Below are 23,977 nucleotides of genomic sequence, written 5' to 3' on the forward strand. Positions count from 1 at the left end.
GAGGGCTGGAAGCCTTGATCTCCGCCGGTTCGCACGCTAATTTGGCTTGTGCCATTTTCACCCACAAGGCTCTACTCAGGCGCCGTATCGGCATCCGAGAACAATCCGAGATCCGGATTATCAAGATGCAGTCCGGCGTCGTTCAGGATGCGGTCCCACTCCGCGTTGGCGGCGCGAAGCGGCTCCTCCGGAGCCTGAGTGTAAGCGAATGTCAATGTGTCATCCCGCGATGAATTCGGATGGAAATTCACTAGCAACACGCCGAATTCGACAAGAGGAAAAACGTGCGATAAGGCCTCGACTAGTTCAAGGTACTCGGACGCAACACCCTGGTCGTGAGCCCACGAGCGCTTCCTTACGAACAGGATGCGGTTCCCAGCATGGTTACAGGCCAACAAACGCTCGCGCAGAAACAAGGTTCGTGACTTGGCCTTGGCAATGTAGTCCGCGTAGTCGGCCACAACAACTCCCATTGTGCCGTTCCATGCCCGTGGAAACTCGTGGTGAAGCCATATGCCGTGGTCGACATGTCGGACCGTGCTGATGTGTCCTTCAAGCAAACTCAGCTTGCCCGGATCATAAAGATCGACCGTGTCGAACTGCAACAGCAGGCTACAAACGGACGCGATTGGCGATATCCACCAGTCGAACGGGAATGCGGCCGAAAAGTTAAAGAATCTTCGAAGGTTGTAAGCGACGACGCATTCCGCTCCGAGCGAGATGGCGTGCGTAATCGACCTGCTGCGCAGGGATTCAAGGGTGACCAGCGCCATCTACCACCTGTCGTTCAACGTCACATCCTTGGCACAGACGTAAGTCCGGTCGGACGTCTGCCGTGCTGCTGGTCGCGATCCATTTTTCGCCTGTTGCTGTGGCTCCGGCAGGGAGTACTTGTAGGTAGGGTTGCTCCGTCCCACCCCGCTATTTACACTGTGTGGTCTGGATGGCAACGCTGCCGTCACAGAAGGTTGTCGTGATGGTAGCAGTCGTCCAGCTGACGCATTTCTCGACCCGCCACCCGGTGTTCGGCGGCCAAAGGCGGAGCGCGGCGCTCAGGGCAGCTTTGTCGGCCTCCGGCCATATGGTGTCGCTCGTCGAGACGTTTGGCTGGTCCGAACGGCTGGCGCCAGACGATTACTGCTATGATGCCACCCAAATAGCGTGGTTGAGTCGTTATCCCGACGAAGCGGAGATCCGGTTTCCAGCCGTGATCGAAAACCGGTCCGAGTTCGCGCTTGCCATTGCGGATCGGATTGAGGTTCTCAAGCCCGACGTGCTGTGGATCGAACAGCCTTATCTTTGGCCCTATCAGAAGAAGCACCTCGCCCGATGGGGCGACCCCCGGGTCGTCTATTCGTCCCACAATGTTGAATGGCTTGTTCGGCAGGATATCCAGGCCGATCGGTCACGGATGCGCCAGCATGTTGTCAGTCGAGTAAAACGGACCGAACTCGACTTTGTGCGGGCGGCCGATCTGGTGGTCGCGGTGACCCATGAGGAGGCTGCCCTGTTCGAGCGGGCGGGGGCGCAGTCGGTGCTGGTTTGCGGGAACGGAGCGCATCCCCCCCCGTCGTCGGCGTCGCCGACGAGCGGTCGAGCGCCCGGCGGGCGCTCGGGATCGACGGCGATATCCCGGTTCTCCTGATGGTCAGCTTCGATTGGGAGCCCAATTTCCGCGGGCTCGTCAAACATGTTTTGGACGACCCCCGCCGCGGGCACGAGCGGTTGCCGACCGTACTGCTGGTCGGCGCGATCGCCCGAACCATCAACCGAGCTCAACTGCCGCCGGATATTCGGTCCCGGTTGATCCTGCTGGGGGAAATCGACCATGCAGGCAAACAGGCGGCGTTCACGGCGGCCGATGTCGCCATCCTGCCAATTACCGCCGGCCGCGGATCGAACCTGAAAACAGCGGAAGCCTTACTGTCCCACCTGCCGATTGTGGCGACGCGCTCCGCCTTTAGGGGCTTCGAGCCCCTGATGAACGAGCCCGGTGTCGAGGTGGTTGACGACACAGATTATGCTGGTTTTCAAAACGCGATCGCCAAACTTACGGCAAGCTGCCGCGAGCCGCCCGGGCGGCGGTCGGAAAGGGTCGACGCCCTCTGCACCTGGGCGGGACAAACCGAAAGGTTTCTGCCCCAGTTCGAAGCCTGGTTGGAGCCGCACAGCGTGGGCCGCGCGGCAAGATCCGATCGGGATTGCGACGACGGATGTTGTCCATTGATGGCGCCCGGCACAGCATGATCGCGCTCCAGGCTTACGAAACCTCCGCCACACAATGGCGTCGGGCGGCTTGCGCGCCGCGCGATACCAGTCTGTCGGTCTGCGACATGGCCTCTGCCCGGCTCATCAGGATCGGACTGCGTGGTCGGCAACGACGCGCTCTGGCCGAGATGGTGGCGCTAGCCTCGATCGGGTCCGACGTCGATCGACTTCTGCTGCTCATCCAGGAGAGCGGCGCTTCGCTGGCCGCTCTGCGCGCGCGTCTTCCCCTCCTGCGCCTCCATGCTCCGACCGAAAGCATCGCGCACTTGCTTCGTCCCATGACCGATGGTCCTGTCGTGATCGCCCCCAAGCCATTTGGGGTCATGATTGAGGAGGATTGGGACGCACCCTTTGACCCGTTGCTGGTCGAGCTCGTGATCCCCACCACCCCGCGTTGGCTGGATTTCGCGCTGGGTGGCATCCGGGCCGCTAATACGCGGCGCGCAGCGCGTGGGATTGCACCGCTGACGATCGCCCGGAACTCGCGAGATCCCGCCGCCGCCGCCGTGATCATGCGACTCGCTGCGGCCGAACTACTGGTCCCGGTGCCTGTCGGTGGCGTTCAGCCAGGCACGTTCCTGGTCATTGGGGGAACGATGTTCTCGGAGGTGGAGGACATGGTCTCGCGGGCTGTCGCGACTGGACGGACGATCGTCGGCTTTGACGACGGGACGATCACCCCGTCTGCCCGCGTTCACCTGCTGGCCCGTGAGGAGAACTCGTTTTACGAAAACCTGGTGGAAAATCTCACCGTTCTCGCCGACGCCCCACCCACAATCGGCGTTTCACAAGCGGAACCTTTCTTGTCCGGGGGTGCATGACGTTCCGATCTTTTCTCGCGGTTCTGACCGACCCGTTTTCGTCACGCGACCGCAAGGCATTCGCAGCACGGCTGGCCGCCTGCGAACGGCGGGTCGAGGAGCTCCAGGGACAACACGATGAGGCCAAGGCAGCTGCAGATAGAACGCGCCTCTCGCACGAAGTTCTGGCCGACGCCCTCCGCTCACACCATGATCGGCTTGCCGAGCTTGGCGCTGGACTGGACGCCCAGGGCCGCCGCCTCGCCTCCGGCAGCGCCAACCTCGACGAGATACTGTTTCGCCTCGCCTGCCTGAGCGGCGATATTGATCGTTTTGATGACGTTTTGAACACGTCGCAAGAGGTTTATGAGATGCGCTTCGCGGATTTGGCCAGGACCCGTGAGACGGGCGCCCTTTAGGCGGTATCCGACGCAGGTTCATCCGCCGCCGCCGCGAGTGCGTGATGGGCCGGCCCCAAGGCGCGATCCGGAACACCGTAATCGCCCTGCATGTACTCGCGGACCCATTCCATGAACCACAATTGGCCGTCCCGGTTCATCAGGTCGAAGCGATTCGTGTGCAGGTCCTTTCGCAGACGCCAGATGGTCGCGTAAAGATGCGGTAGCGCGATCCTCGAAAAGGACGGCAGATCCTCGCATGGCTGGAGGACCATCTCGAGGCCGTGGGTAAACAGCTCGGCATGGCTGGCCTCCCGCGAGCCAAACGCGCTACTATACGCGCTACGGACGATCCCAGGGATCGATGATCCGTCCGAGAACAGGCTGAACGGTCTTGTGACGGGCGGTTCCGGCAACACGGCCTTCGTCTCGATGACGCTTTGACGGTAATCCTCCAGCAGCCTGTCGCGGTCGAGATTGATCGAGCGATAAAACAGATCCTTGTAGGCGACGAGACTTTCGCCTCCCTCTATGTTCCAGCGACTGAAGTGGTAGAAGCGCAACGGAACGTCACCGACGAACCAAGCTTCACCCCGGCGCTCCGGCCGGCGATCAGGGTCGTTCCAGTAGGCCGCGTTGTAGCCTCTATGCCGAAAAATCCTGACTTCGTCGAATAGGCTCGGAACGAGATCGAGCCAGCGCTGGTCGCCATAAAGGCCGTGCTCGGGGTCATAGCGGCATTCGGTGCGCATCCGCTCGCACCACCAGTTCACCATCGCTGTGGCGGCCGCACCGGCATTCAGCGCGATGAATCCTCCATTGATGATGCCGTGACGCAGCAAGTCGATTTCCGTTGGCGGCAGAGATCGCTCCTGCGGCCGATCGGCATGCGGGGTGAGCAAGATCGAGGTTCCCTGTTGAGCCAGCGCGACATCGACTTCCAAGAACGGACCCAGCACCGTGGTATCGGCGTCGAGGAAGACGAGGTCCTGGGTCTGCGTGGTCCGCAGCACGTGAGCGATAAGGAAAGGCTTCAAGGCATTGGCGAGCGCGAACAACTCGTAGCGGAAGGCCATGTCCCAGAAGAACGGCAAGCCCAAGTCGTCAGGGGTCAACCACGTCACCTTGTCGGTGAGCCACCCGCCACCGCCGGCGTCGCTCACCGCGAGAACGACGAACCGAACCTCGGTCCCCATCGCCTCGCGGATCGAGTCGCGCAATACGCATGCCCTTGCGTAATATTCTGGGGTCGCGATCGTCACGAAGCAACTTGGCATCGCCTCAGCTCCCGCAAATCATCGTTCACCTTGACGCGAAAATCCTGTTTTCAGACGTCTTCACCCCTGCCTGGGTCGCACGTACACCCCTGCCTGGGTCGCACGCCAGCGACATTGAAGAACGATGGCGTCCTGTCAAGGCGTCGCGCTCCGTTGGAATGTGAAGAACATCATCGAGACGTAGTTGGATGACATGGCTTGTCAAATGTGCTTTCATCGAATGCGGCACGACAAATTCATGTCGCCAGCACGGCCGTTGCCGTTCGCCGGATCGCCCCGTTCGCGAAAGGGTCGACAGCAACGTTATGCCGAACACATTGCAAGAGCTTACGCGGCGTGGTCGCTCAGTTGCCGAGCATCAGGGCAACCTGATCGTCCGCGCCAGAGCCCCCCTGCGCCTGGGTCTGGCGGGCGGTGGGACCGACGTTTCACCATATTGCGACCTGCATTCTGGCGCAGTGATGAACGCTACCATCAGCCGATATGTCTACGCCACGCTGGAACTGACCTACACCGACCAGATCCTGATCGAGAGTCATGACCTCGGTCTGTCGTTGAACTATCCGACCACCGAGCTTCCGCCTCTCGATGGTCGGCTCGACTTGGTAAAGGCTGTCTACAACCGCATAATGCGAGATTACATGAAGGGTCGCGCCCTCCCGTTCCGGATCGTCACTCATTCAGAGGCTCCGGCGGGGTCCGGGCTAGGATCGTCCTCCACGCTTGTCGTGGCGGTGTTGCAGGCTTTCGTCGAGTATTTCGGCCTGCCACTCGGGGAATATGACGTCGCCCATCTCGCGTTCGAGATCGAGCGGGTGGATCTTGGTCAGCACGGGGGCCGACAGGACCAATATGCCGCGACCTTCGGCGGCTTTAATTTCATGGAGTTCCGCGCTAACGATGCCGTGATCGTAAACCCGCTTCGGATCAAGCGGGAAGTCATCAACGAACTTGAGTCGCGCACCATCCTATCCTACACTGGCGTGAGCCGTGAAAGCGCCAACATCATCGACGAGCAATCGTCAAACGTCCGCGCCGGCGTAACACGCTCGGTCGAGGCTATGCATAAGCTAAAGCTTTCGGCGGTGGCCATGAAAGAGGCGCTTCTGAAAGGCGACCTGAATCTTCTCGCAGAAACCCTGCGTGAGGGATGGACAAGCAAGCGCAACATGGCGGCCGGCATCAGCAACGACCACATCGAGGACGCGCTGAAGACCGCCATCGCGGCCGGCGCCGAAGCGGGTAAGATTTCTGGGGCCGGCGGCGGAGGTTTCATGATGTTCCTGGTTTCCCTCGAACGAAAGCGCGAACTCATCACGGCTTTGGAGCAAAAGGGTTTCCGCACCGAAAGATGCCATTTCACGGCCGAAGGAGCCACAGCATGGAGGGTGTAGCCTCACTCAAGGCAATGATTCGCGCGTCATCGAGCGTGTTGGAGGCCATGGAGGCGGATGCCGCGTTGTGCCAGGCGACCGTGGATTCAGTCGACCGGGTGGTTGAAAGCTTTCGGGCCGGGGGCAAGCTAATGATCTGCGGCAATGGAGGCAGCGCCGCGGATGCCCAGCATTGGGCCGGCGAATTGGTGTCCCGATTCCTTTACGACCGTCCCGGCTTGCCGGCGATCGCTCTAACAACCGACACGTCCATCCTCACGAGCATCGGCAACGACTACGGGTTCGACAGCAGCTTCTCGCGCCAAGTGGAGGCGTTAGCCCGCGCCGGGGATGTGCTGTTCGCAATCTCGACATCCGGACGCTCACCCAACATCATCGGCGCCCTGAAAGCCGCGAGAGAGCGAGAGGTTACCACCGTAGGTTTCACCGGGCGGCATGGAGGCGACATGCTGGAACTGTGCGACTTGTGCATCCGCGTGCCTAGCGACTCGACTCCGCGGATTCAAGAGGGACACGAACTTCTCGGCCATGCGATCTGTGCGATGGTGGAAGCCGTCATGTTTCCCCGTCCAACGTGAACAGTCAGAAGGAAGCCATCATCCTGGCCGGCGGCCTGGGTACACGCTTGCGCTCCGTCGTGACCGAGATTCCTAAGGTCCTGGCGCCCGTGGCTGGCCGCCCGTTTCTATCCTGGCTGCTGGACGGCTTAGCCCGGCAAGAGATGTCGCATGTGGTGTTGGCCACGGGCTACATGAGCGCGGCTGTGGAGGCCGCCATCCAGCGAAGCCATGCCGGCATGATGATCACGTATTCTCCGGAAACCGAACCGCTGGGAACTGGAGGGGCAATATGGGCCGCAATGGCGCATTGCAGGGCCGAGTATGTCGTCGTAATAAATGGCGACAGCTGGATTGGCACCCCGCTCGCCAGCTTAAGGGCTCGTGCGGCGGCAGGGGCCGATATCGTGATGACGGTGAGGCCGGTCGCGGATCGGGCGCGCTATGGCAGCGTCCGAGTCGCGGCGGAGCGGCTGCTCGGCCTTGACGAGAAAGGCCCGACAGGACCGGGGCTGGTCAACGGCGGCCTTTATGTCATGCGCCGGGATCTCGTTCAACGGCGTCCCATGCCAGGCAGCTTCAGCTTCGAACGCGACGTTCTCGCCGAGCCTGGCGACCTCGACATTGTCGCCTATCGCAGCGATGCGGAGTTCATTGACATCGGAACGCCGGACGATTTTCACGCCGCCCAATCCCTTCTGCCACGCTGGGCCGCGGCCTGGTAAGAGATGCCTGAGCGGAAACGAATTGGGCGCGACGGCCTTGACCTGAACGTTTGAGACGATGATCATTGATCTGATGGAGGTCGATCTTCTTGACACCTTAGCTGTTTGGTTGTGGAGCGTTATTGGGATCCGGGTCCAGACGCCCTTCCGCTGCCAGCGACGGAGATCGTCGTAGACGGTCTGCCAGGGCGGCAGACCGTGCAGAAGCAAGCGCCAGGCCCCACCCGATCGCAGAAAGTAGAAAATCGCATCAACCAGGTCCCGCGTCGCTGCCTTGCGGGGTCTGCCTCCCGGTGTAGCGGCGGGGATCAGCGGCTCGGTCGGTGCCCACTGACCGTCGCTCCGAGCGGTGGCGTAGACACGCCTTTTGACTGGCTTTTTATCGGCTGCGACTCACAAGGATCAATCCGACGCCCTTTGAATCACAGACAACACGCGAGAGAATCCTTCTTACACACGCTCTGAGCGCCAACGCCTACAGCAAGGCTTCGCTACTAGCACTACTTTGGCAGGTTGATGGAACCGGTGGAATCGTCGCGGATTTGCGTGTCAGTGTTGACTGATAGGCGGACCTGCGATGGTGGCGGACGCGAACTGGCGGACTGATCTGGAGCGATGGCTCGCGCCGTTTCTGGCGGGCTTTCGCATCCGGCACGTCGGCGGATATGCCCGCTCTATGTCGCCGGTTTGATCGGACCGGGCGACCGGAAAAGCGTTCAGCCGATGGCCGCACGGGCTGGCGATGTCGGCTACGACCAACTTCATCATTTCGTCGCCGCCGGGGTGTGGGACAGCGCCCCGCTGGAGGCGGCGCTATTGAAGGAAGCGGATCGCTTGGTCGGTGACGCGGCAGGCTTCCTCGTCATCGACGACACGGCGCTGCCCAAGAAAGGGCTTCACTCGGTGGGCGTGGCGCCACAATACGCCTCGTCGCTTGGAAAGACCGCCAATTGCCAGTCACTGGTCTCGGTCACCTTGGCCTCGCGCGAACTCCCGGTGATGGTGGGCCTTCGGCTGTTCCTGCCCGAGAGTTGGACAGACGATCGCGAGCGCATGGCGCGGGCCGGTGTTCCGGCAGCCCGGCAGGTCGCGCTGATAAAGCCGGAGATCGCCATCGAAGAGATCGATCGCGTCATCATGTCCGGTGCGCGCTTCGGCTGTGTGCTTGCTGATTCCGGCTACAGATGCAGTGGCCCCTTCCGGCAGGCCTTGAGCGAGCGCGGTCTGCTTTGGGCGGTCGGCTTGTCCCGGCGCCAGACCGTCTATGCAGCCGATGTCGGCCTGAGGTTCCCCCTCGCGAAGGTCGGAACACCCCGCAAATATCACATCCCGGATCAGCCTCCGGTCTCCGCCGAGGCGATGCTGGTTCAAAAAAAATGGCAAAAGGTCAGCTGGCGGCGCGGCACCAAAGGCCGGCTGACATGCCTGTTCGCAGTCCGCCGCGTCCGGGTTGCCGACGGCCATAGACACCGCATGCGCGACAACCGCGTCCAGGCCATGCCGGGCGACGAGGTCTGGCTCGTCGGCGAGCGGCGCTCGACCGGGGAGCAGAAGGACTATGTCTCGAACCTGCCGGCCGATACCACGATCAAGACGCTCGCCGCCACGATCAAGGCGAGGTGGATCGGTGAGCAGGCTCATCAGCAGTTGAAGGAGGAACTCGGCCTCGATCATTTCGAAGGCAGATCCTGGACCGGCTTACACCGACACGCCTTGATGACGATGATCGCCTACGCCTTCCTCCAATCCCGCCGCCGCCAAGCAGCGGGGCGGAAAAAAAAGAGTCGGTGGCCCACCGCCACAACCGAGCATGCCAGCCATCAGGCAAGCCATCCTCGATCTCTTCGTACGCCCGCCACCGCTGCGATGCCCGCACTGTGACAAACTCCTCTCCAAACCTCCCCAGAGAAATCTGCCAAAGTAGTGCTAGTAGCGACTTTGGAGATCGAAGCACGGTTTGCGAACGTGATATATTTTCCGGCCTTTGAAATTGTCACCCGTCCACGAGCGCCGGAACGATTTTCCGAGCGCAATCCGAGCCCGAGGGGATCGAGGCCGTCATGTGGGCCTTTCTGCGCGGCTGCCACATCCACCATGCCGTCGAGTGTGATTAGGCGTCCAAAGTTGGATCTGACTCACTTCTGATGAAGTCTGCTGATGGGTTGTGGTTGAGCCGTCAGCGAGGTCAGCGCCATGCAGCAAACGTTTCAACTGTCCTCCGTGATCCCAGCGGGTCTGGCCATTGAGGACGTCACGCTGGATGCCGGCCTCATTCTGATCACGGCAAAGGCCATCTCGGCCACGGGTGCGTGTCCGCTCTGCGAGGGCCCCTCGCGCCGTGTTCACAGCCGATACACGCGGCGCCTCTCCGATCTGCGCGGGCCGCGGTATCCGTCTCCACCTGGTGGCGCGGCGGTTCCGCTGTGACGAGCCACTGTGTTGCCAGCGGATCTTCGCGGAGCGTTTCGACCACGGCGTTGTCACGTCCCGGTCTCGCCGCACCGCTCGGCTCGACTGCATCGTGCACCACCTCGGGCTTGCCCTCGGCGGCCGTCCAGGGGCGAGCTTCGCCAAGCGACTGATGCTGCCGGTGAGCAACGACACCTTACTCCGCCTAGTGCGCCGCCGGTCACAGCGGCCAGTGGAGACCCTCAGGGTGGTCGGCATCGATGACTGGGCGTTCCGCCGCAACCACCGCTATGGCAGCATCGTCTGCGACCTCGAACGCCGCCCGATCGTGACGCTGTTGCTGGATCGTGAGAGGGCAACTGTCGAAGCACGGCTAGCGGCGCATCCGGGGATCGAGGTCGTGTCGCGCGACCGCGGTGGCGGGTATGGCGAGGCAGCCGCCAAGGCGCTGCCCCGCGCTGTCCAGGTCGCCGACCGCTGGCACCTGATGGAGAATGCCAGCGCGGCCTTCCTCGATGCGGTTCGCAAGTCGATGAGGCCGATCCGTGCCGCGATCGGCGCGACGGTAATCAATCCCGCGCTCCGCTCGGCGCGAGTATGGGCGGCCGGCTCAGCGCTATTCAAGCGACCTGACCGTGAATGGGCGCTGATCGCGCCACTCCTGCCTGGACCACGCCCGGTCGGTCGACCTCGAACCACCGACCTGCGGGAGGTGATGAATGCCATCTGGCTTCGGGCGGTTGTGCGTGGGCGCTTCTGCCTAAAGAATTCCCGCACCGATCAACCGTGCAGCGCTACTTTTACGACTGGCGCGACCGCGGTGTCTTGCGCCGGATCAACCATCACCTTGTCGTCGCTGCCCGTGATCTGGAAGGCCGCGAGGCGAGCCCCACTGCGGGCGTGATCGACAGCCAGAGCGTCAAGACGACCGAGAGCGGCGGCGTCCGTGGCTTCGATGCCGGCAAGAAGATCAACGGCCGCAAGCGCCACATTTTGACCGACACGCTCGGTCTGACGGTTGGCCTTGTCGCCCACGGCGCCGATGTTCAAGACCGTGATGGCGCTCCGGCCGTACTGCAATTGGTCCGCCATCGTTATCCCTGGCTGCGCCACGTCTTCGCCGACGGTGGATACGGCGGCGATAAGCTGAAGGGCCGGCTGAGCAAGATCGGTCAGTGGACGATCCAGGTCATCAAGCGAAACGACAAGGCCAAGGGGTTTGAACTCTTGCCCCGCCGCTGGGTCGTCGAGCGGACCTTCGCATGGCTCAACCGATGCCGACAGCTCGCAAAGACTTCGAGACCTCCCTCGACAGCGCCGAGGCCTGGATCACCGTCGCCTACATCCGCATGCTCACGCGAAGGCTGGCGCGCTACCACTATGCCATCTCACATTTCAAGTCGGGCACTGAGACATGCCAGACGCGAAAGAAAATTCGATAATTGATGAAGCCAACAAGCTCGAACCGGTATTCCGGCACGCGGGGCACCCACTCGAAAAATGCTCGCGTTTCGCCTTGATGCAGGACGTGTGTCCACTCATCGAACATAAGCACGGCGCCATTACTCAGACGCCCCTTCAAAAAAGCCAGACAATCTACTGCGGACTCATACAGGTCGCCGTCGATTTTTGCGTAGGCGATTGACTTGATGGCCTGAGCTTGGGGCGTCCTGAGGCTGTCGGAGAACCAGCCCGGCACGAGATGCAGGTGCGGCCTCGAGCCAAGGTCCAAGGTGGCGGCAACATCAGCGAGCTCATTTGCGAATTGCCCTGAATACCAACCTGGCGCATCGCGATGATCGTCAGGCGACGGGAGGCCCTCGAAACTGTCGAAGCCCCACGTTTCGCGGATCATTCCGCACCGCTCCATATTATCGAGTTGCATGGCGAGCCAACTCCCGGCAGCGACCCCGAACTCGACCAAGCATCCCGTAACTCGATCCGCCCAAAGCTTGTCGTACATGTCAACAGCGAGCTTTACGACAGTCGGATAGACTGCAATATCGATTGCGTCTGCATACTTTGTGCCAAGAGGAAAAGTTGTCCCAAACGGCAAATTCGTTTGTAGACCGGCGATTCCGCAAACTTTGTACATAAAATAATTATATTCTACGACAGGGTCGGCGAGCGAATTGGCCATAAGTTTTTCGAAATCCGATTCCTTGAGCCCGAGCGCATGGATCTTCATAAGAAAATGTCCCGTCCACTCACCGCTCATTTCACTGCGTTCCCATGACATTGCAATAGTCTTCCCTTCGATCTATAAATTTGTAGTGATTTAACTCATCAGCAGTTAGAGCCTGACCCAAAAGACTGTTGTATTCGCGTGAGCTGAGTGATTCAAGCGCCCGACATTTTTGGCGGGTGCGCGATGACATGGACGACGGAACACAGAGCGACGGACAGGCGTGAGGGTTTGGGGTTTCCCCAGCAATCTGACGGACGCGGAGTGGGCGGTGCTGGCGCCCCTCATCCCGCAGGCGACGCCTGGTGGGCGTCCACGCAAAACCGATATGCGCCAAGCCATGGACGCGATCTTCTATCTACTGCGAACGGGCAGCCCATGGCGGTACCTGCCGCGCGATGGCTTTCCGCCGCGCTCCACGGTGTACAACATCTTCCGCAAACTCCAGGCTGACGGAACCTGGGAGGCGATCTGGGCCGAGCTGTACGTCCTGCTCCGTGAACGAGAGGGCCGAGAGGCGAGCCCCACAGCTGCGGTAATGGACAGTCAGACGATAAAGTCGGCGGAAAAAGGGGGTGCAAAGCGCAGAATCAGCCCCCGACCAAGCCGACGCAGTGGGATATGACGCAAGCAAGAAGGTGAAAGGGCGCAAGATCCATGCCCTGGTGGACACGCTGGGGCTGCCAATCCGCCTTGTCGTGCATTCGGCCGCGATCCAAGATCGTGACGGCGCGGCCCTGCTGCTGGACAAGCTGCGCTAACGCTTCCCCTGGTTGGAATGCGTGTTCGCCGACGGCGGATACAACGCTCAGCAGACCTATGAGGCCGCCGCAGCCAATCATCCGCTCCGCCTTGAGGTGGTCAGACGCAACCCGCGTGCGGTCGATGAGATTATGCAGTTCGTCGCTTGCGTGGCCGATTGGCCTGAGCCCTGATGCAGCGAGGGCAATTTGTGACGATCGCGGTCCCTGGCGATTACGGCAAGCCGCGGCTCGCCCTCGTGGTGCAGAACGATCTGTTCGCGGAACTGCCCTCCGTCGTGGTGTGCCCGCTCACCTCAATGGTTCGCAGTGATGCGGATCTGTTCCGCTTGGATGTCGAGCCCTCCCCCGGCAACGGCCTTCGCCAGCTCTCGCAGATCGCGATCGACAAGATCACCGTCGTGCCTGCGGCCAAGATCGGCGAGGTGATCGGCAAGGCCGGTGACGCGCTGCTTCTGCGTGTCAATCGGGCGCTGGCCCTGTTCCTGAGCATCGTATGACGCATCCAGCCGCATGAACCCTGAGGACGGCCTTTTCCACGATCGTGGGATGCCCAGTTGCCCGTCTTGCCCTTGCGAGAGAAGTTGACTTGCCCAAATACCCATTTGACCGATTTCATTTGAACGTTTTTGGGTAATCGGGTTAAAGATATCCTAACCGCTTGGGTTCTAGCCCGTCTGGGCAGTTAGTCGCTTGCCCGGAGGGGCTCATGGCCGTCATCAGCGTATGTTCCACCAAGGGAGGGGTCGGGAAGACCACTCTTGTCATCTGCCTCGCCGACGCCTTCGCGCGTCAGGGCGGCAGCGTTGCGATCATCGATGCCGATCCGAATGGCCACGTCGCCAGCTGGCGGGAGCGGGCAGGGGACGATTGCAAGGTCGACGTCAAGTCCGGCGTAACCGAGAAGGCAATCCTTGATCAGATCGCCGAGGCTGCCTCGCGCTATTCGTTGGTCTTCGTCGACCTCGAGGGGGCCGCCTCGCAGTCCGTGACCTATGCGATTGCAGAGTCGGACCTCGTTCTCATCCCGACCAAGGTGTCTGGGATGGACCTGCAGGAGGTCTTCCGTACCTACGAAGTTGTCCAGCGGGCCGAGAAGATGTTGCGTCGAATGATCCCGGCGCGCGCGGTGCTTACGCAGATGTCGCCACTCCCCAGCCGCGTCGCCGGCCACGCCCGGCAGGAGATCCAGGCCGCGAGTATCCCGGTCCTGAAGACAGAGGTGATCCAGCGGACCGCTTATCAGGCAATCCACTTTACCGGCATTACGCCCGCCCATCCTGACGGCGACATGAAGGCTAACAACGAGATCACAGGCGTGCTTGGCGAGTTACTCGAGATCCTTTCAGCGCAGCAGGCTACCCGATGACAAAGGCTCCGCTCTTCCAACCTGCACCGCGTCCGAAGCCGCTTACCAGTGGCGACGCCGCGCGGAAGCTTTCTGAGGCCGCTGGTGATCTAGGCTTCACCCGGGCGTCCAACGTCCCAAACAGCCAGACACTCGAAAACCCAAGCGACCAAATGGCCAAAAAACCATTTGCCCATCAGCCCAAAGGGATAGGACTGAAACTTGAGATCCCCGATCCCGTCTATACGGCTCTTCGCCAGGAAGCGCTGAACCGTCGCGTAACGGTCCGCTATCTGGTCCTCGAGGCACTCGCCGCGAAGGGCTATGCAGTGGATCTTTCGGTTGTGCCAGAGGATGGGCGTCGCATCCGGTAGCTCAAGGTGTCCGGCTGACTGTTTGACATCTCACCGTCGGCCCGGCGTCATGGTCAATCGGCGCGAATCGTGCGCCGATTCGGAGAGATCATGGCCGGGTAGGTTGTAAAACGAGAAAGGCCCTCACGCTTGGCGGCGTGAAGGCCTTTGAAATCGATAGGGGCTTTCGCTTCCTGACAGTCGCGAACGTCTCATAGCTCCCCCTAAGGAGTCAACCGGAAAGCGCATGCTTTTCGGATCGAGATCGCTTGCGCCTGAGACGGCCTACGAGGGGTCAGGATGTTTGCGGAACAGATGCGGTGCGCCATCGCGGCAACACCACGGAACCGGCTGCCTGAGCTATCGGCGGCGGTGTGGAAGGCCTATGCGGCCGGCGTGATCGGGGAGGATGACGCCCAGGCCCTTGCGGAGGCCGTGGAGGCCAAGAAGGCTGTTCCAACGGCAGTCATAGCTCGAAAGCACGTCGGGAGCCGCCCGCGGTCACCGGAGAGTCTTGAGCGCCGTCGTCGATGGACCGCGTCGGGCCTAATGCCGCCGCAGCTTGCTGCGCAGTTCACCATGGGCGAGGTCGCAGCATTGGCCGTTGTGGCGGCCGAGGCCAGCAAGAGAGGCGCGTGCAAGCTCACGCTCGGCCATATCGCTGCGCTAGCCGGTGTCTGCCGCTCGACCGTGCGCAACGCCGTACGTCAGGCCGTAGCTCTGGGCCTTATGCGGTCGGAGGAGTGGCGGTTGTCAGCCTGGCGCAACGCCCCGAACACCGTGACGGTGATATCGCCCGAATGGCTGGCTTGGCTGAGGCTTGGTCAGCGACATAGGGGAGGGGTCAAATCAGTGTGGCCCACGCCTACAAACGTTCAGAACTGGACGAAAACGAACCCAGCCAAAGCAAAGAAGCCTCACAGGAATAGAGCCGAAAGAACTGTGCCAGGCGTGGGAAGGCGAGACGCACGAGACGGGGTGTGAGTAAAAACGGAACAGAAAACCTACATAAGCAGACGCTGATCGCAACGCCTGGCTCTTGATCCGGGCCTGCAGGTAGACGCCGTCCGCCCACATGTAGACATAGCGTCGTGCCGACAGGTCTCGCGTCTGCCAGCGCGCGTACTCGGCCTCCCACTCGACCGTGAGGCGGCTGACCACCGAAGGCGACAGGTTCGAAGCATCCTTGCCAAACAATGCCGTCAGCGCCTCCTGGAAGTCGCCGGTCGAGACGCCACGCAGGTACAACACGGGCAACAGCGCATCCAAGCTGCGCGTTCGCCGCGACCACTTGGGTAGGATCGCCGACGTGAAGCGGACCCTCTCGTCGTCAGACGCGGCCCCACGATCGCGGATATTCACGCGCGACACCCCAACAGCACCGATCCCGGTCTGGATCGGTCGCTCGGGGCCGTGGCCATGCCGGACAAGACGAGCCCGCCCGTCCGGCAGCTTCAACTCCTGCATGCAGGCCAGAAACGCCTCAGCTTCCAGCTCAACAGCTTGGGCAAGCAACCGCCGCGCACCGGCGCGCAGCACATCAGTCAGGGGATCATCGACATCGTCGGGCTGACGAAGGCGGACAACATTGATAGGCTCGTTCATGGCGTATCGCTCTCGGTGAGAGGTTCTGGCAGGCTGGACACCCGCCTCGATACGCCGCCTTCAAACCACCGTCGTCACCTAGTTTCCGTCATAGCTCTCGTCCTGCACTGCGAGAAATCGCCATCAGCATAAATGGCAAAGGGTGCTGGCGGGACAACGTGTTCGTCGAACGGCTCTGGCGGTCGGTCAAATACGAGGAAGTCTACCTGCGGGCCTATAGCTCGGTCAGCTAGGCCCGCGCTTCGATCGGCCGTTATCTGACCTTCTACAATGAACGACGCCCGCACTCATCGCTTGACCGCCGAACGCCCGATCACGTCTACTTCAACCGGCCGCTTCTCGCAGCGGCATGAAACCGGCAGACGCTCCACTTTAGCAATCGCGCCGAGCTGTTCAGATGAACCGAGCCACCTTCCTCGGCTTTAACGCTGCCTATAACGGTCGGCGTCAGCGTGTCCTCAAAGGACTCTCACCCGAAATGGTCCTACGGCAGCACCTCGAAGCGAAAGCCACGCTCATGAAACCTCGATACATACCACCCGATCCGACCGTGCTCGTTAAGGCGATGCGTGTCGCTGCTGACGCCAATGAGGTGTCGCGACCAGACACCTAGACTATTCTTCATCTATATGGTCATTCCAACCCCATAATCGCTGGTCTTCCGGATGGCGACCTGCCATCCCGCATGGACCCACTCATAGCATCCCTCGTACATCTTGAGGAACGTGACCACGCCACCGGACACGCTTTCAAGGCCGACCTTCTCGATATCGAGAAGAAAATCGTCCCATATCCAAAGGCCGCCGACCTTAAGCATCCGCCAAGCGATGAGGGTATCGGCCAACACGTCCGGTGCCGTGTGGGACGCGTCGACATAGATGATGTCGTACTTGCGGCCCTGGTAGACCAGCTTAGTGAGGGCCGCCCAGGACGGTTCGGAAAATACCTCGACGCGGTCGCCATATCGAGCTGTGTTCAGCTTGAATGCCTCCTCGCTGTCCATTTTGAGGGTAATGTTCTGAGTGGAGGTAAAGCCCTTCTTGATCACGAAATGATCAACCGCCGTTACCTTGCTTCCTGGCAAGTATTCCATGCAAAAAACAACAGAACGACCTTCGAAGACGCCAACCTCGAGGATCATTGGTTGTTTGTTTTTATAGGGCTCAGTGATCTCGTGCCAAATCCAGATTTTGTCGGAGAACCAATCGTGGCTGAACACCATGTCCTTGCATGCGCTTTTGTAGCTTTCCAAAAAGGCGCTGGCTTTCTGGGTTAGATCGGCGAACTGCAGACCGCGCCAGTAAGCCCAATTCCAATATTCGGTCGGGGTGATCTCGAGCAGCTTTAGATAGCATGGCTTGTTGAGCAGCCACAGATTTCGGATTTGTTCTTCAGCTACAGGCTCTAGTTGCACGTCTCACTCCTCCCACATATCCGACTAACTGTGCGCTTTGGTGTGAAAGCTGCGGTGCTATGACCTACCGCTTTCCCGAAGAGACGTAACGGCCACGCTTTCGACGGTTCGCCTCAACTACTATCCGGTCATAGCTGCAAACGGCCTCCGGCGGAGGCGTACTTCGTTTCAGCAAGGCTTAGAGGATCAAAAAAGTAGAAGGCCGCTAGGCGTCGCATCGCGTCTTGGCCAACGATCCTCTCTGCGCTGGCGCGGGCCTCTCTACCAATCCAGAGACGCAGATCGGGGTCAGCCTGCAGCTGGGTAATTTGGGCGATCGCCTCTTCCGTTTCATTGAACAGAAATCCGTTAACACCCTGGTCGATCGCCTCCGCATACCCGCCACGGCGATGCGCAACGACGGGGAGCCCGGACGCCATGGCTTCGATCACCACGCGCCCCCAAGGTTCGACCCAGGTCCCTGTCCGGTAAAAGAAGCAATCGAGCGACCGCAGGAACTCCGGGATTCCTTTAGAGGTTGCAGGCCGAAGCTCCAAACCGAGGACGGCGCCAAAGCTCTCGCACATCGAAACGCCGCCGATAACGAGCGAGCGCCCGCCCATCTCGCCAACCGCTCGATACACGCTCTCGTCTTCAGGGTGATGTTTCTCGATCACGTCGCGGCTGTGCCGTCCGAGCGTGAATGGCTGGCTTTTCAGCGCACCCGGATGGAACAGGCCGAGATCAGTCGGCGAGGGCTCGAACAAGCCAGGCAAGCCCAGCTCGTTCTTCATCATCTCCGAACAGTACAGCAGCTGGACCCGCCGCCCTGTCCATCGCTCGATGTTGCGCACGCGCTCCATCGAATGAGGCGCCTCGAACGTATTGTAGAGAGCGATGATGCGCGACGGCCGAACGGTCGCAATCCAAGGACCCAGATCAAAGTAGAGGCCGACCAGAACGATGACCCCACCCGGCGAGGGCAGTTGGCCGGCGTAGGGATCAACGACATGCACCGAGCCGTCACTTAAAAATGAGTCATGGCACATCTCGGGGGCCCACAGGTCGACCAGTGCGTACTGACGAAGCCGTTCGGCGAGATCCAAGGCATGCAATTCGCTTCCGCCTCGGGCCTGCTCGAATCGACTGAAAATGTGAATTGTGGGAAAGGCGCCGGAGCGATCGTCGAAAAGGCGATCAATCTCAGGAGCAGTGAGACGCGCGAAGCTGTTTGCAGCCGTGGACTCGACCGATTCTGCAAATGGGGATCCGGCGTAAAGGCCTTCTGAAAGCCTAGCCGTTTGCGCTGAAGACGTGTCCGCCGACACGCCCTCCGCCGCGAGCCGCATCAGCCATGGATGCTCGTGGCGATCCTCATAGGAAATCACAAACCGGCCTACCAGCGCCGCCTCTTTCTCCACGATTGCGGCAAGGCGCATCAGGCCGTAGAGGCGCACAACGTCTTTGGTGTTTGCCACCGGCGGCGCAAAAGGCAGCATGTCGGCCAGAGCACCATCAACTTCTTGGAGGTATATTGCGCAGATGAGCCCGCTCTCCAGAAACTGCCATGATCTGGCGTAACGGCGGATGTTTTGGCGGCAAAAAGCCAGGGTCTCGCGGAGTCGTCCTACTGCTACGCTGAGCCATGTGTAGAATTCGACGTAAGCGACGTCGTACTCGAAGCGTGCCAGATGCCGGGCGCAAGTTTCGAAAGCGCGGCGCCCGTGACCGGCTTCGAACAGGGCTCGGCAATACTCCTTCATCGCATGCGGGTCGGCTGGGTGTATCGCGGTTGCACGTCGCCACGCCACTAATGTCTGTCCGGCGACTTTCTCGCGTACCGCCATATGAGCAATGGCATGCATGGCGAGCTGGTTAAACCGGTGGCGGATTGCAAGGCGGTGAAAATGCTCGCTTGCCTGCGCGGCACCTTCGACATCCGCTATGGCATAGCCGTAGTCCAGTTCCGTTTCGAACACGTTCGGATGAGAGGCGCAGACCTCTCGCAGCCGCGCTAGGGCTTCGTGCCGGGCAAAAGTTAGCTTGGCGACGCGCCAAAGCGACCGCGCATAGTCAGGATCGGCAATCGATGCATCGCATCCAGCTAGCTCGCGGTCAGCGACCTCAAGGTTGCCTTCGAGAGCCAACATTTCCGCGTATTTCAGTTTGTGCCAAAGCGAGTGCGGCCAGCACCGCCTGAGAAAGCGGCAGATCAGTCGGGCGCGGCCAACGCGGCCGACGGCCTCGTAAACCTCCATTAGCTTCTGCAGAGGAAGATATTCCCCCGGCATGGCCTTGAGGGCCTGGACCACGACGGTTCGCGCCGCCCTGAGATCGCCTGTGACACCCAAGACGCCGATCAACGCAATATACGTATCGGGCTGTTCGGGGGCCAGCTCGACGAGTCGTTCGAAGAGGCGACGCGCCGCAGCCCAGTCGCCGCTGCGTTGGGCAAGTTCTCCCGCGAGGCGAGTGAATGATAAATTCGATGGCTCGAGCGCCACTAGGTGCTCGGCATAATGACGCGCTTGACCAGGGTCCGCGAGGTCGAGCGAGATGGAGGAGACCTCGTAAAGGATCGGTGTGTGATTTGGATCCTTTGCGAGCGCCTCGACAAGGATTGCACGCGCCGCTTCGGGACGGCGGACCCGCATCGTGCGGGCGCGTAGCAGACGGCCGTCGCTCGTTTCCGCGACTGCAGCCGAAAGGTTCAGAACTTCGTTGCTGCTGCGCTTCGCCGCGTCCAACTCGTCCAGGAAGTGTTGGCAGATGCCGAGTTGCAGCCAGCACTGGGCCCGCGTGTTCGCATCGAGGCCACCGCGGCTCGCCTCGCGAAGGGCGGCCTGCCACGCTTGCTCGGCACCCGCCCAATTGGATCGGCCTTGACGCGCGGCGGCGCGACGCATGTAGAACATGACAAGGAGAGACGGCGAGGCGAGCCTACCGACGTTGGCCATCTGTGGAAGGCCCAAGCTGATCTTCAATTTAGGGCTCCATGCACATACGGTTCCAAATGTGCGTCGTTAAACAAATTCAGTACTCCAAGCGCCAGAGCACGCATCCAGCGAAGCCACGAGCACAGGTTCCATTACACGAAAGGCTAAGGTGGCTCCATTTATCTGAACTGTCCGGCGTCAGCACCAATGGCACAGATTTGAGGTTGTGAACTGAGGAGGATTTGGGTCTCGTCGTCGTGACGAAGGAACGAAGATGAGAGCCAAATCCTCAATCGCCAAGAAGCCTGCCGAGCAGGTGGTGAAGGACATCCGGCGGGCGACCCGCCGACACTTTTCGGCGGAAGACAAGATCCGGATCGTGCTCGAAGGCTTGCGCGGCGAGGACATCCTGCCCGACCAGATCGCCCGCGGCGAACTCAGGCCGCTACGCGACCCTCGAAACAGCGGCGACGAGGGCTGAATCGAACTTTCGGTTCCGTTGCTACCGGACCCCCCATTTTGGCTCTGCTGACCAACAGCTTTGGCATCTACCTAGCACGTTGGGCGAGCAGCTTCTCGCCATCGGGTCTGATTTCTCCCTTTGGCGTAACGTGACGGTAGAGGGTTTGCCGCGTGATGCCGAGTTCAGCGCATAGTTCGGCGACCTTTGTCTCCGGCTTGCCCATCGCCGCCTGGGCGAGGCGAAGCTTGGCAGTCGTCATCTTGAACGGACGCCCACCATGCCGCCCACGCGCTCGTGCGGACGCCAGACCGGCGCGGGTGCGTTCGACGATCAGTTCACGCTCGAACTCGGCGAGGCCGGCGAAGATCGCAAAGATCAGCCGGCCGTTGGCGGTGGTGGTGTCGATCGACGCGCCTTCACCCGCCAGCACCTTAAGGCCGATGCCTCGTTTGGTCAGGTCGCCGACTGTATTGACGAGGTGGCGCAGGTCGCGGCCGAGCCGATCGAGCTTCCAGATGACGAGCGTATCGTCGCGGCGTAGCGCCTTCAGACAGGCGTCCAACCCCGGCCGCTTGTCGAGCCGCCCCGAGGCGGTGTCTTCATAAATATGGTCGGGATCGACGCCGTCCGCGACCAACGCATCGCGCTGGAGGTCGTGGACCTGGCTACCATCCGCCTTGGACACCCGTGCGTAACCGATTTGCGTTGTCACATATACGTTCGTCTGCGTGACAAAGCCCAAACACCCGTCACGATGCAAATACTCTGTCACCTAACGCATGTTCCTGTCTATGCTCCGTGAACCTACCAAAAAGTAGATTGTGTGACGAGTGGCAGGTCGTGGTCGATAACCGGCATGCCAGACGCTGGCTCAGCTCGTCGGTCGCCTGCAGATGCCTAATGCCTCCAGCCGCTCGAGATCGTCGCTCTTGGCCGAGATCGCCTTCAGCCGCTCGTCAATGTCGAAAAACCTAATCTGGCCACGCATCGTTCCGGTCGAAACCGCGAGGTATTTGGAGGTATCCAGTCGAGAGTCCGCTTCTTCCTCAGTCAACGTCTCTCTATTTGAACTCTGTTTGTGCCGCTCATTTCATTCGCATTTGCGTGCGCCATCAAAACGCTACGGACCCGGATTTCAATGCTGGCGAACGTCGCGACGTCCGAAGCCGTGGGGAGCGGGGTAAAGCTCCGGCGGCGGCGTAAGCCTCGTGAACGCCGGCCGGTCGGCCGCAATGCCCTCCTCGAGGCCGAGCTCGATCATCTTGGCGATATCGCGCCTCAGCAGCGTGAGAGCCTCACGTCGCGCCGCGAGCTCGCGGCGTTCGGCAACAGCGACGCAATGATCGACCACTCGAAATCCGTCAAATCTCCCGAGCCGGGCTGGGGCGTCCACGGTCCCGCTCTCCAACTCCCGTCCCAAAGCAGGCTGCCAAGCGGCCAATGCTCGGTTGATGGTCATATGCGCTTCCTATTATGCGTGGAGAGATTGAAGATTCAGCCCGACGATCGGCGGAAAGATCGCTAGAGGACGATCACCGGTCTGCCACGCAGGCCGCCGGCTTCAAGCGTGCGTTGCGCGTCGGCCACCTGGTGGATGCCGTACTCGCCCGTCACCCGCAGACGAATTTCACCGGCCTCTACAACCTTGCTGAGCGGCACCCATGCAATGCCGTGCGCGACGCATAAATCAAGCATGTCCTCATATTGTCGGCTCAGCAGGCTATAAGCGGATTGGACGCAGACAATTCCCGCGGGAATGGCCCGTTCAAGGTTCGTGCGGCTGGTAGAGCCGACGCCGATCGCACCGATCTTGCCTTCGTCCCGCAAGGCAATCATCATGGCCAGCTGATCATCGATGTCGACGATCTGGTCCCCTTCGGCTACCAATCCCGGGGCGATATCCAGGCGACGTAGGTTGACGACCGGCAGTTGTTCCAGCCCAAGGCTGCGCAGATTGTCCTCGACGCTGGCGCGAAGCTGCTCGGGGCGCTGCGCTGGTTTGATCGGAACCGCCTTGCCTGGGTCCGGGTCAGCGCCGACTTTGGTCACGACGACGACGATCTCGCGCGTGTCGAGCAAGACCTTGCGGATGACGTCATTGACGGAGCCATTTCCGTAAAACAGGGCCGTATCGACGTGATTGATGCCCAGATCGATTGCCCGCCGCAGCAGATCAACAGCCTCTGCCGGTTGGTTGGTCAGGCGTTCAAACTGCATCGCGCCAAAACCAACTCGAGCGACTTGCTGCATGCCGAGGGAGAGGGAGCCGAGGCGGCCGTCGTTCATCGCTTGACCGTGGGACATCAGCGCACATCCATGATACATAGGTTTGCAAACGGAGCTACCTCCGTTTGTCCATGTCTATAACCGGAGGCTCCTCCGATTGTCAACGCCAGTTCGTCGACGCGCCGACGGTGTCAAGAACCGATCCCGGATCATTGCTGAATCGCAGCGGTTGTTTTCGACGGCGGAGGCCAAGGTCTCGCTTGAAGCGATCGCTCGCGCGGCGGAGGTCGGGATTGGTACGCTTTATCGCCATTTCCGGACGAAAGAGGCGCTGGTCGAGGCGATGTATCAATCAGAACTCGATGCGCTCGACAGCGAGGCCAACGACCTTCTTGCCAATCGCCCACCGGCCGAAGCGATGCGGCAGTGGATGGACAGCTATGCCAAGTTCGTGGTTGCCAAGCATGCGATGCATGACGTGTTTCGGATTGCGCTTGCGCCCCGCTCGACCGAAGGATCCGAGATACGAACGCGAATCAACGCAACGATCGCAAAGTTTCTGGTGGCGGGATCGAACGACGGTAGCATTCGCAGCGATTTCCAACCCGACGACATCACGGTGATCCTCGCAGGGTCGGTTTTTCCGGCGGCGCTCTCAGCCGATTGCAGGCAGGTCGCGCGCGTACTGGACCTGCTTATGGCAGGTCTGCGTCCGGCTGCGCATGAAGCTGGTCACTGAAACCCCCGCAAACAAGCAGATCACCGCTCGCATAGATGGTGATGTCCACCGTACACGCTAATCGAGACGGCGTAGCTCTCGATATCGATCCTCAGGCCGGGCTAGCCGCTCCATCGCTTCGATAAACGACCGTCGCCTCA

The 23,977-nt window shown here is 60.9% G+C and carries 22 protein-coding genes and 6 pseudogenes; 18 read left to right on the forward strand and 10 right to left on the reverse strand.

The window, feature by feature from the left end; translation table 11 throughout:
* Positions 1-71: 71 nt before the first annotated feature.
* The gene (locus EY713_RS22370; protein WP_131120338.1) at positions 72-773 is read right to left on the reverse strand and encodes a DUF1796 family putative cysteine peptidase; all 702 of its coding nucleotides are present in this window, start codon (positions 771-773) and stop codon (positions 72-74) included.
* A gap of 203 nt (positions 774-976) precedes the next feature.
* Here EY713_RS22370 and EY713_RS22375 point away from each other — a divergent pair, with 203 nt between their 5' ends.
* Genes EY713_RS22375 through EY713_RS22390 form a run of 4 tightly spaced genes read left to right on the forward strand, consistent with a single transcriptional unit; the run spans position 977 to position 3,487 of the window.
* Positions 977-1,645, forward strand: a complete 669-nt coding sequence (locus EY713_RS22375) for a glycosyltransferase (protein WP_165491256.1) — start codon at positions 977-979, stop codon at positions 1,643-1,645.
* Positions 1,645-2,247, forward strand: a complete 603-nt coding sequence (locus EY713_RS22380; protein WP_131120343.1) for a glycosyltransferase family 4 protein — start codon at positions 1,645-1,647, stop codon at positions 2,245-2,247. The genes EY713_RS22375 and EY713_RS22380 overlap by 1 nt, the downstream gene beginning before the upstream one ends.
* Positions 2,214-3,089, forward strand: a complete 876-nt coding sequence (locus EY713_RS22385) for a hypothetical protein (protein WP_131120345.1) — start codon at positions 2,214-2,216, stop codon at positions 3,087-3,089. Before EY713_RS22380 ends, EY713_RS22385 begins: the two co-directional genes overlap by 34 nt.
* Positions 3,086-3,487, forward strand: coding sequence for a DUF390 domain-containing protein (locus EY713_RS22390; RefSeq protein WP_131120348.1), 402 nt, complete (start codon positions 3,086-3,088; stop codon positions 3,485-3,487). The genes EY713_RS22385 and EY713_RS22390 overlap by 4 nt, the downstream gene beginning before the upstream one ends.
* On the opposite strand, the gene EY713_RS22395 is transcribed toward EY713_RS22390, so the two are convergent.
* Entirely contained in the window at positions 3,484-4,743 is a 1,260-nt protein-coding gene (locus EY713_RS22395) for a hypothetical protein (RefSeq protein WP_131120350.1), read from the reverse strand. The two genes, EY713_RS22390 and EY713_RS22395, sit on opposite strands and share 4 nt — an antisense overlap.
* Positions 4,744-5,111: 368 nt before the next feature.
* On the opposite strand from EY713_RS22395, the gene EY713_RS22400 reads away from it, so the two are divergent.
* Genes EY713_RS22400 through EY713_RS22410 form a run of 3 tightly spaced genes read left to right on the forward strand, consistent with a single transcriptional unit; the run spans position 5,112 to position 7,419 of the window.
* Positions 5,112-6,137 (forward strand): GHMP family kinase ATP-binding protein, encoded by a 1,026-nt coding sequence (locus tag EY713_RS22400; RefSeq protein ID WP_425374381.1) that lies wholly within the window; start codon positions 5,112-5,114, stop codon positions 6,135-6,137.
* Positions 6,125-6,715 (forward strand): D-sedoheptulose-7-phosphate isomerase, encoded by a 591-nt coding sequence (locus EY713_RS22405; protein WP_131120354.1) that lies wholly within the window; start codon positions 6,125-6,127, stop codon positions 6,713-6,715. The genes EY713_RS22400 and EY713_RS22405 overlap by 13 nt, the downstream gene beginning before the upstream one ends.
* On the forward strand, positions 6,712-7,419 hold the full coding sequence (locus tag EY713_RS22410) for a sugar phosphate nucleotidyltransferase (RefSeq protein WP_165491257.1): 708 nt from the start codon (positions 6,712-6,714) through the stop codon (positions 7,417-7,419). The genes EY713_RS22405 and EY713_RS22410 overlap by 4 nt, the downstream gene beginning before the upstream one ends.
* Before the next feature lie 138 nt (positions 7,420-7,557).
* Here the strand turns inward: EY713_RS22410 and EY713_RS23645 are convergent.
* Positions 7,558-7,749, reverse strand: a pseudogene (locus EY713_RS23645) (transposase); the annotation flags it as partial.
* Positions 7,750-7,996: 247 nt separating this feature from the next.
* Between EY713_RS23645 and EY713_RS22420 the strand changes: the two are divergent.
* From EY713_RS22420 to EY713_RS22430, 3 pseudogenes are all read left to right on the forward strand, one after another.
* A pseudogene (locus EY713_RS22420) lies at positions 7,997-9,300 on the forward strand (IS701 family transposase).
* Positions 9,301-9,612: 312 nt separating this feature from the next.
* Positions 9,613-10,405 (forward strand): annotated as a pseudogene (locus EY713_RS22425) (ISL3 family transposase); the annotation flags it as partial.
* A pseudogene (locus tag EY713_RS22430) lies at positions 10,401-11,270 on the forward strand (IS5 family transposase). The pseudogenes EY713_RS22425 and EY713_RS22430, both read left to right, overlap by 5 nt.
* Here the strand turns inward: EY713_RS22430 and EY713_RS22435 are convergent.
* Positions 11,207-12,067 (reverse strand): TylF/MycF/NovP-related O-methyltransferase, encoded by an 861-nt coding sequence (locus tag EY713_RS22435; RefSeq protein WP_131120358.1) that lies wholly within the window; start codon positions 12,065-12,067, stop codon positions 11,207-11,209. The pseudogene EY713_RS22430 and the gene EY713_RS22435 sit on opposite strands and share 64 nt — an antisense overlap.
* Positions 12,068-12,236: 169 nt before the next feature.
* Between EY713_RS22435 and EY713_RS23650 the strand changes: the two genes are divergently transcribed.
* From EY713_RS23650 to EY713_RS22460, 5 genes are all read left to right on the forward strand, one after another.
* Positions 12,237-12,638 (forward strand): IS5 family transposase, encoded by a 402-nt coding sequence (locus EY713_RS23650; protein ID WP_131120360.1) that lies wholly within the window; start codon positions 12,237-12,239, stop codon positions 12,636-12,638.
* Entirely contained in the window at positions 12,589-12,774 is a 186-nt protein-coding gene (locus EY713_RS22445) for a transposase (RefSeq protein WP_131120362.1), read from the forward strand. The genes EY713_RS23650 and EY713_RS22445 overlap by 50 nt, the downstream gene beginning before the upstream one ends.
* Positions 12,775-12,965: 191 nt before the next feature.
* Positions 12,966-13,274 (forward strand): type II toxin-antitoxin system PemK/MazF family toxin, encoded by a 309-nt coding sequence (locus EY713_RS22450; protein WP_131120364.1) that lies wholly within the window; start codon positions 12,966-12,968, stop codon positions 13,272-13,274.
* A gap of 209 nt (positions 13,275-13,483) precedes the next feature.
* Positions 13,484-14,143: a ParA family protein gene (locus tag EY713_RS22455; RefSeq protein ID WP_131120366.1), complete on the forward strand. Its 660-nt coding sequence runs from the start codon at positions 13,484-13,486 to the stop codon at positions 14,141-14,143.
* A gap of 152 nt (positions 14,144-14,295) precedes the next feature.
* Positions 14,296-14,496: a hypothetical protein gene (locus EY713_RS22460; protein WP_131120368.1), complete on the forward strand. Its 201-nt coding sequence runs from the start codon at positions 14,296-14,298 to the stop codon at positions 14,494-14,496.
* Between the two features lie 828 nt (positions 14,497-15,324).
* On the opposite strand, the gene EY713_RS22465 is transcribed toward EY713_RS22460, so the two are convergent.
* Positions 15,325-16,080, reverse strand: a complete 756-nt coding sequence (locus tag EY713_RS22465) for a transposase (protein ID WP_425374380.1) — start codon at positions 16,078-16,080, stop codon at positions 15,325-15,327.
* A 116-nt stretch (positions 16,081-16,196) separates the two neighbouring features.
* Between EY713_RS22465 and EY713_RS22470 the strand changes: the two are divergent.
* Positions 16,197-16,433: pseudogene (locus EY713_RS22470) on the forward strand (integrase core domain-containing protein); the annotation flags it as partial.
* A 272-nt stretch (positions 16,434-16,705) separates the two neighbouring features.
* On the opposite strand, the gene EY713_RS22480 reads toward EY713_RS22470, so the two are convergent.
* Complete coding sequence (locus tag EY713_RS22480; protein WP_131120372.1) at positions 16,706-17,494, reverse strand: class I SAM-dependent methyltransferase; 789 nt, start codon at positions 17,492-17,494, stop codon at positions 16,706-16,708.
* A 128-nt stretch (positions 17,495-17,622) separates the two neighbouring features.
* Complete coding sequence (locus EY713_RS22485; protein WP_131120374.1) at positions 17,623-20,457, reverse strand: glycosyltransferase; 2,835 nt, start codon at positions 20,455-20,457, stop codon at positions 17,623-17,625.
* 226 nt (positions 20,458-20,683) lie between these two features.
* Here EY713_RS22485 and EY713_RS22495 point away from each other — a divergent pair.
* A pseudogene (locus EY713_RS22495) lies at positions 20,684-20,827 on the forward strand (IS3 family transposase); the annotation flags it as partial.
* A 130-nt stretch (positions 20,828-20,957) separates the two neighbouring features.
* Here the strand turns inward: EY713_RS22495 and EY713_RS22500 are convergent.
* The 3 genes from EY713_RS22500 to EY713_RS22510 form a co-directional block, all read right to left on the reverse strand.
* Positions 20,958-21,584 carry a recombinase family protein gene (locus EY713_RS22500; protein WP_131120378.1) on the reverse strand — a complete coding sequence of 209 codons (627 nt, stop codon included), beginning with the start codon at positions 21,582-21,584 and terminating at the stop codon, positions 20,958-20,960.
* A gap of 423 nt (positions 21,585-22,007) precedes the next feature.
* Positions 22,008-22,331 carry a hypothetical protein gene (locus EY713_RS22505; protein ID WP_131120380.1) on the reverse strand — a complete coding sequence of 108 codons (324 nt, stop codon included), beginning with the start codon at positions 22,329-22,331 and terminating at the stop codon, positions 22,008-22,010.
* A gap of 62 nt (positions 22,332-22,393) precedes the next feature.
* Positions 22,394-23,176, reverse strand: a complete 783-nt coding sequence (locus EY713_RS22510; protein WP_245573066.1) for an aldo/keto reductase — start codon at positions 23,174-23,176, stop codon at positions 22,394-22,396.
* 79 nt (positions 23,177-23,255) lie between these two features.
* On the opposite strand from EY713_RS22510, the gene EY713_RS22515 reads away from it, so the two are divergent.
* Positions 23,256-23,837, forward strand: coding sequence for a TetR/AcrR family transcriptional regulator (locus tag EY713_RS22515; protein ID WP_131120382.1), 582 nt, complete (start codon positions 23,256-23,258; stop codon positions 23,835-23,837).
* Positions 23,838-23,977: the final 140 nt, after the last annotated feature.

The organism is Lichenihabitans psoromatis (assembly GCF_004323635.1).
Lineage (GTDB): Bacteria > Pseudomonadota > Alphaproteobacteria > Rhizobiales > Beijerinckiaceae > Lichenihabitans > Lichenihabitans psoromatis.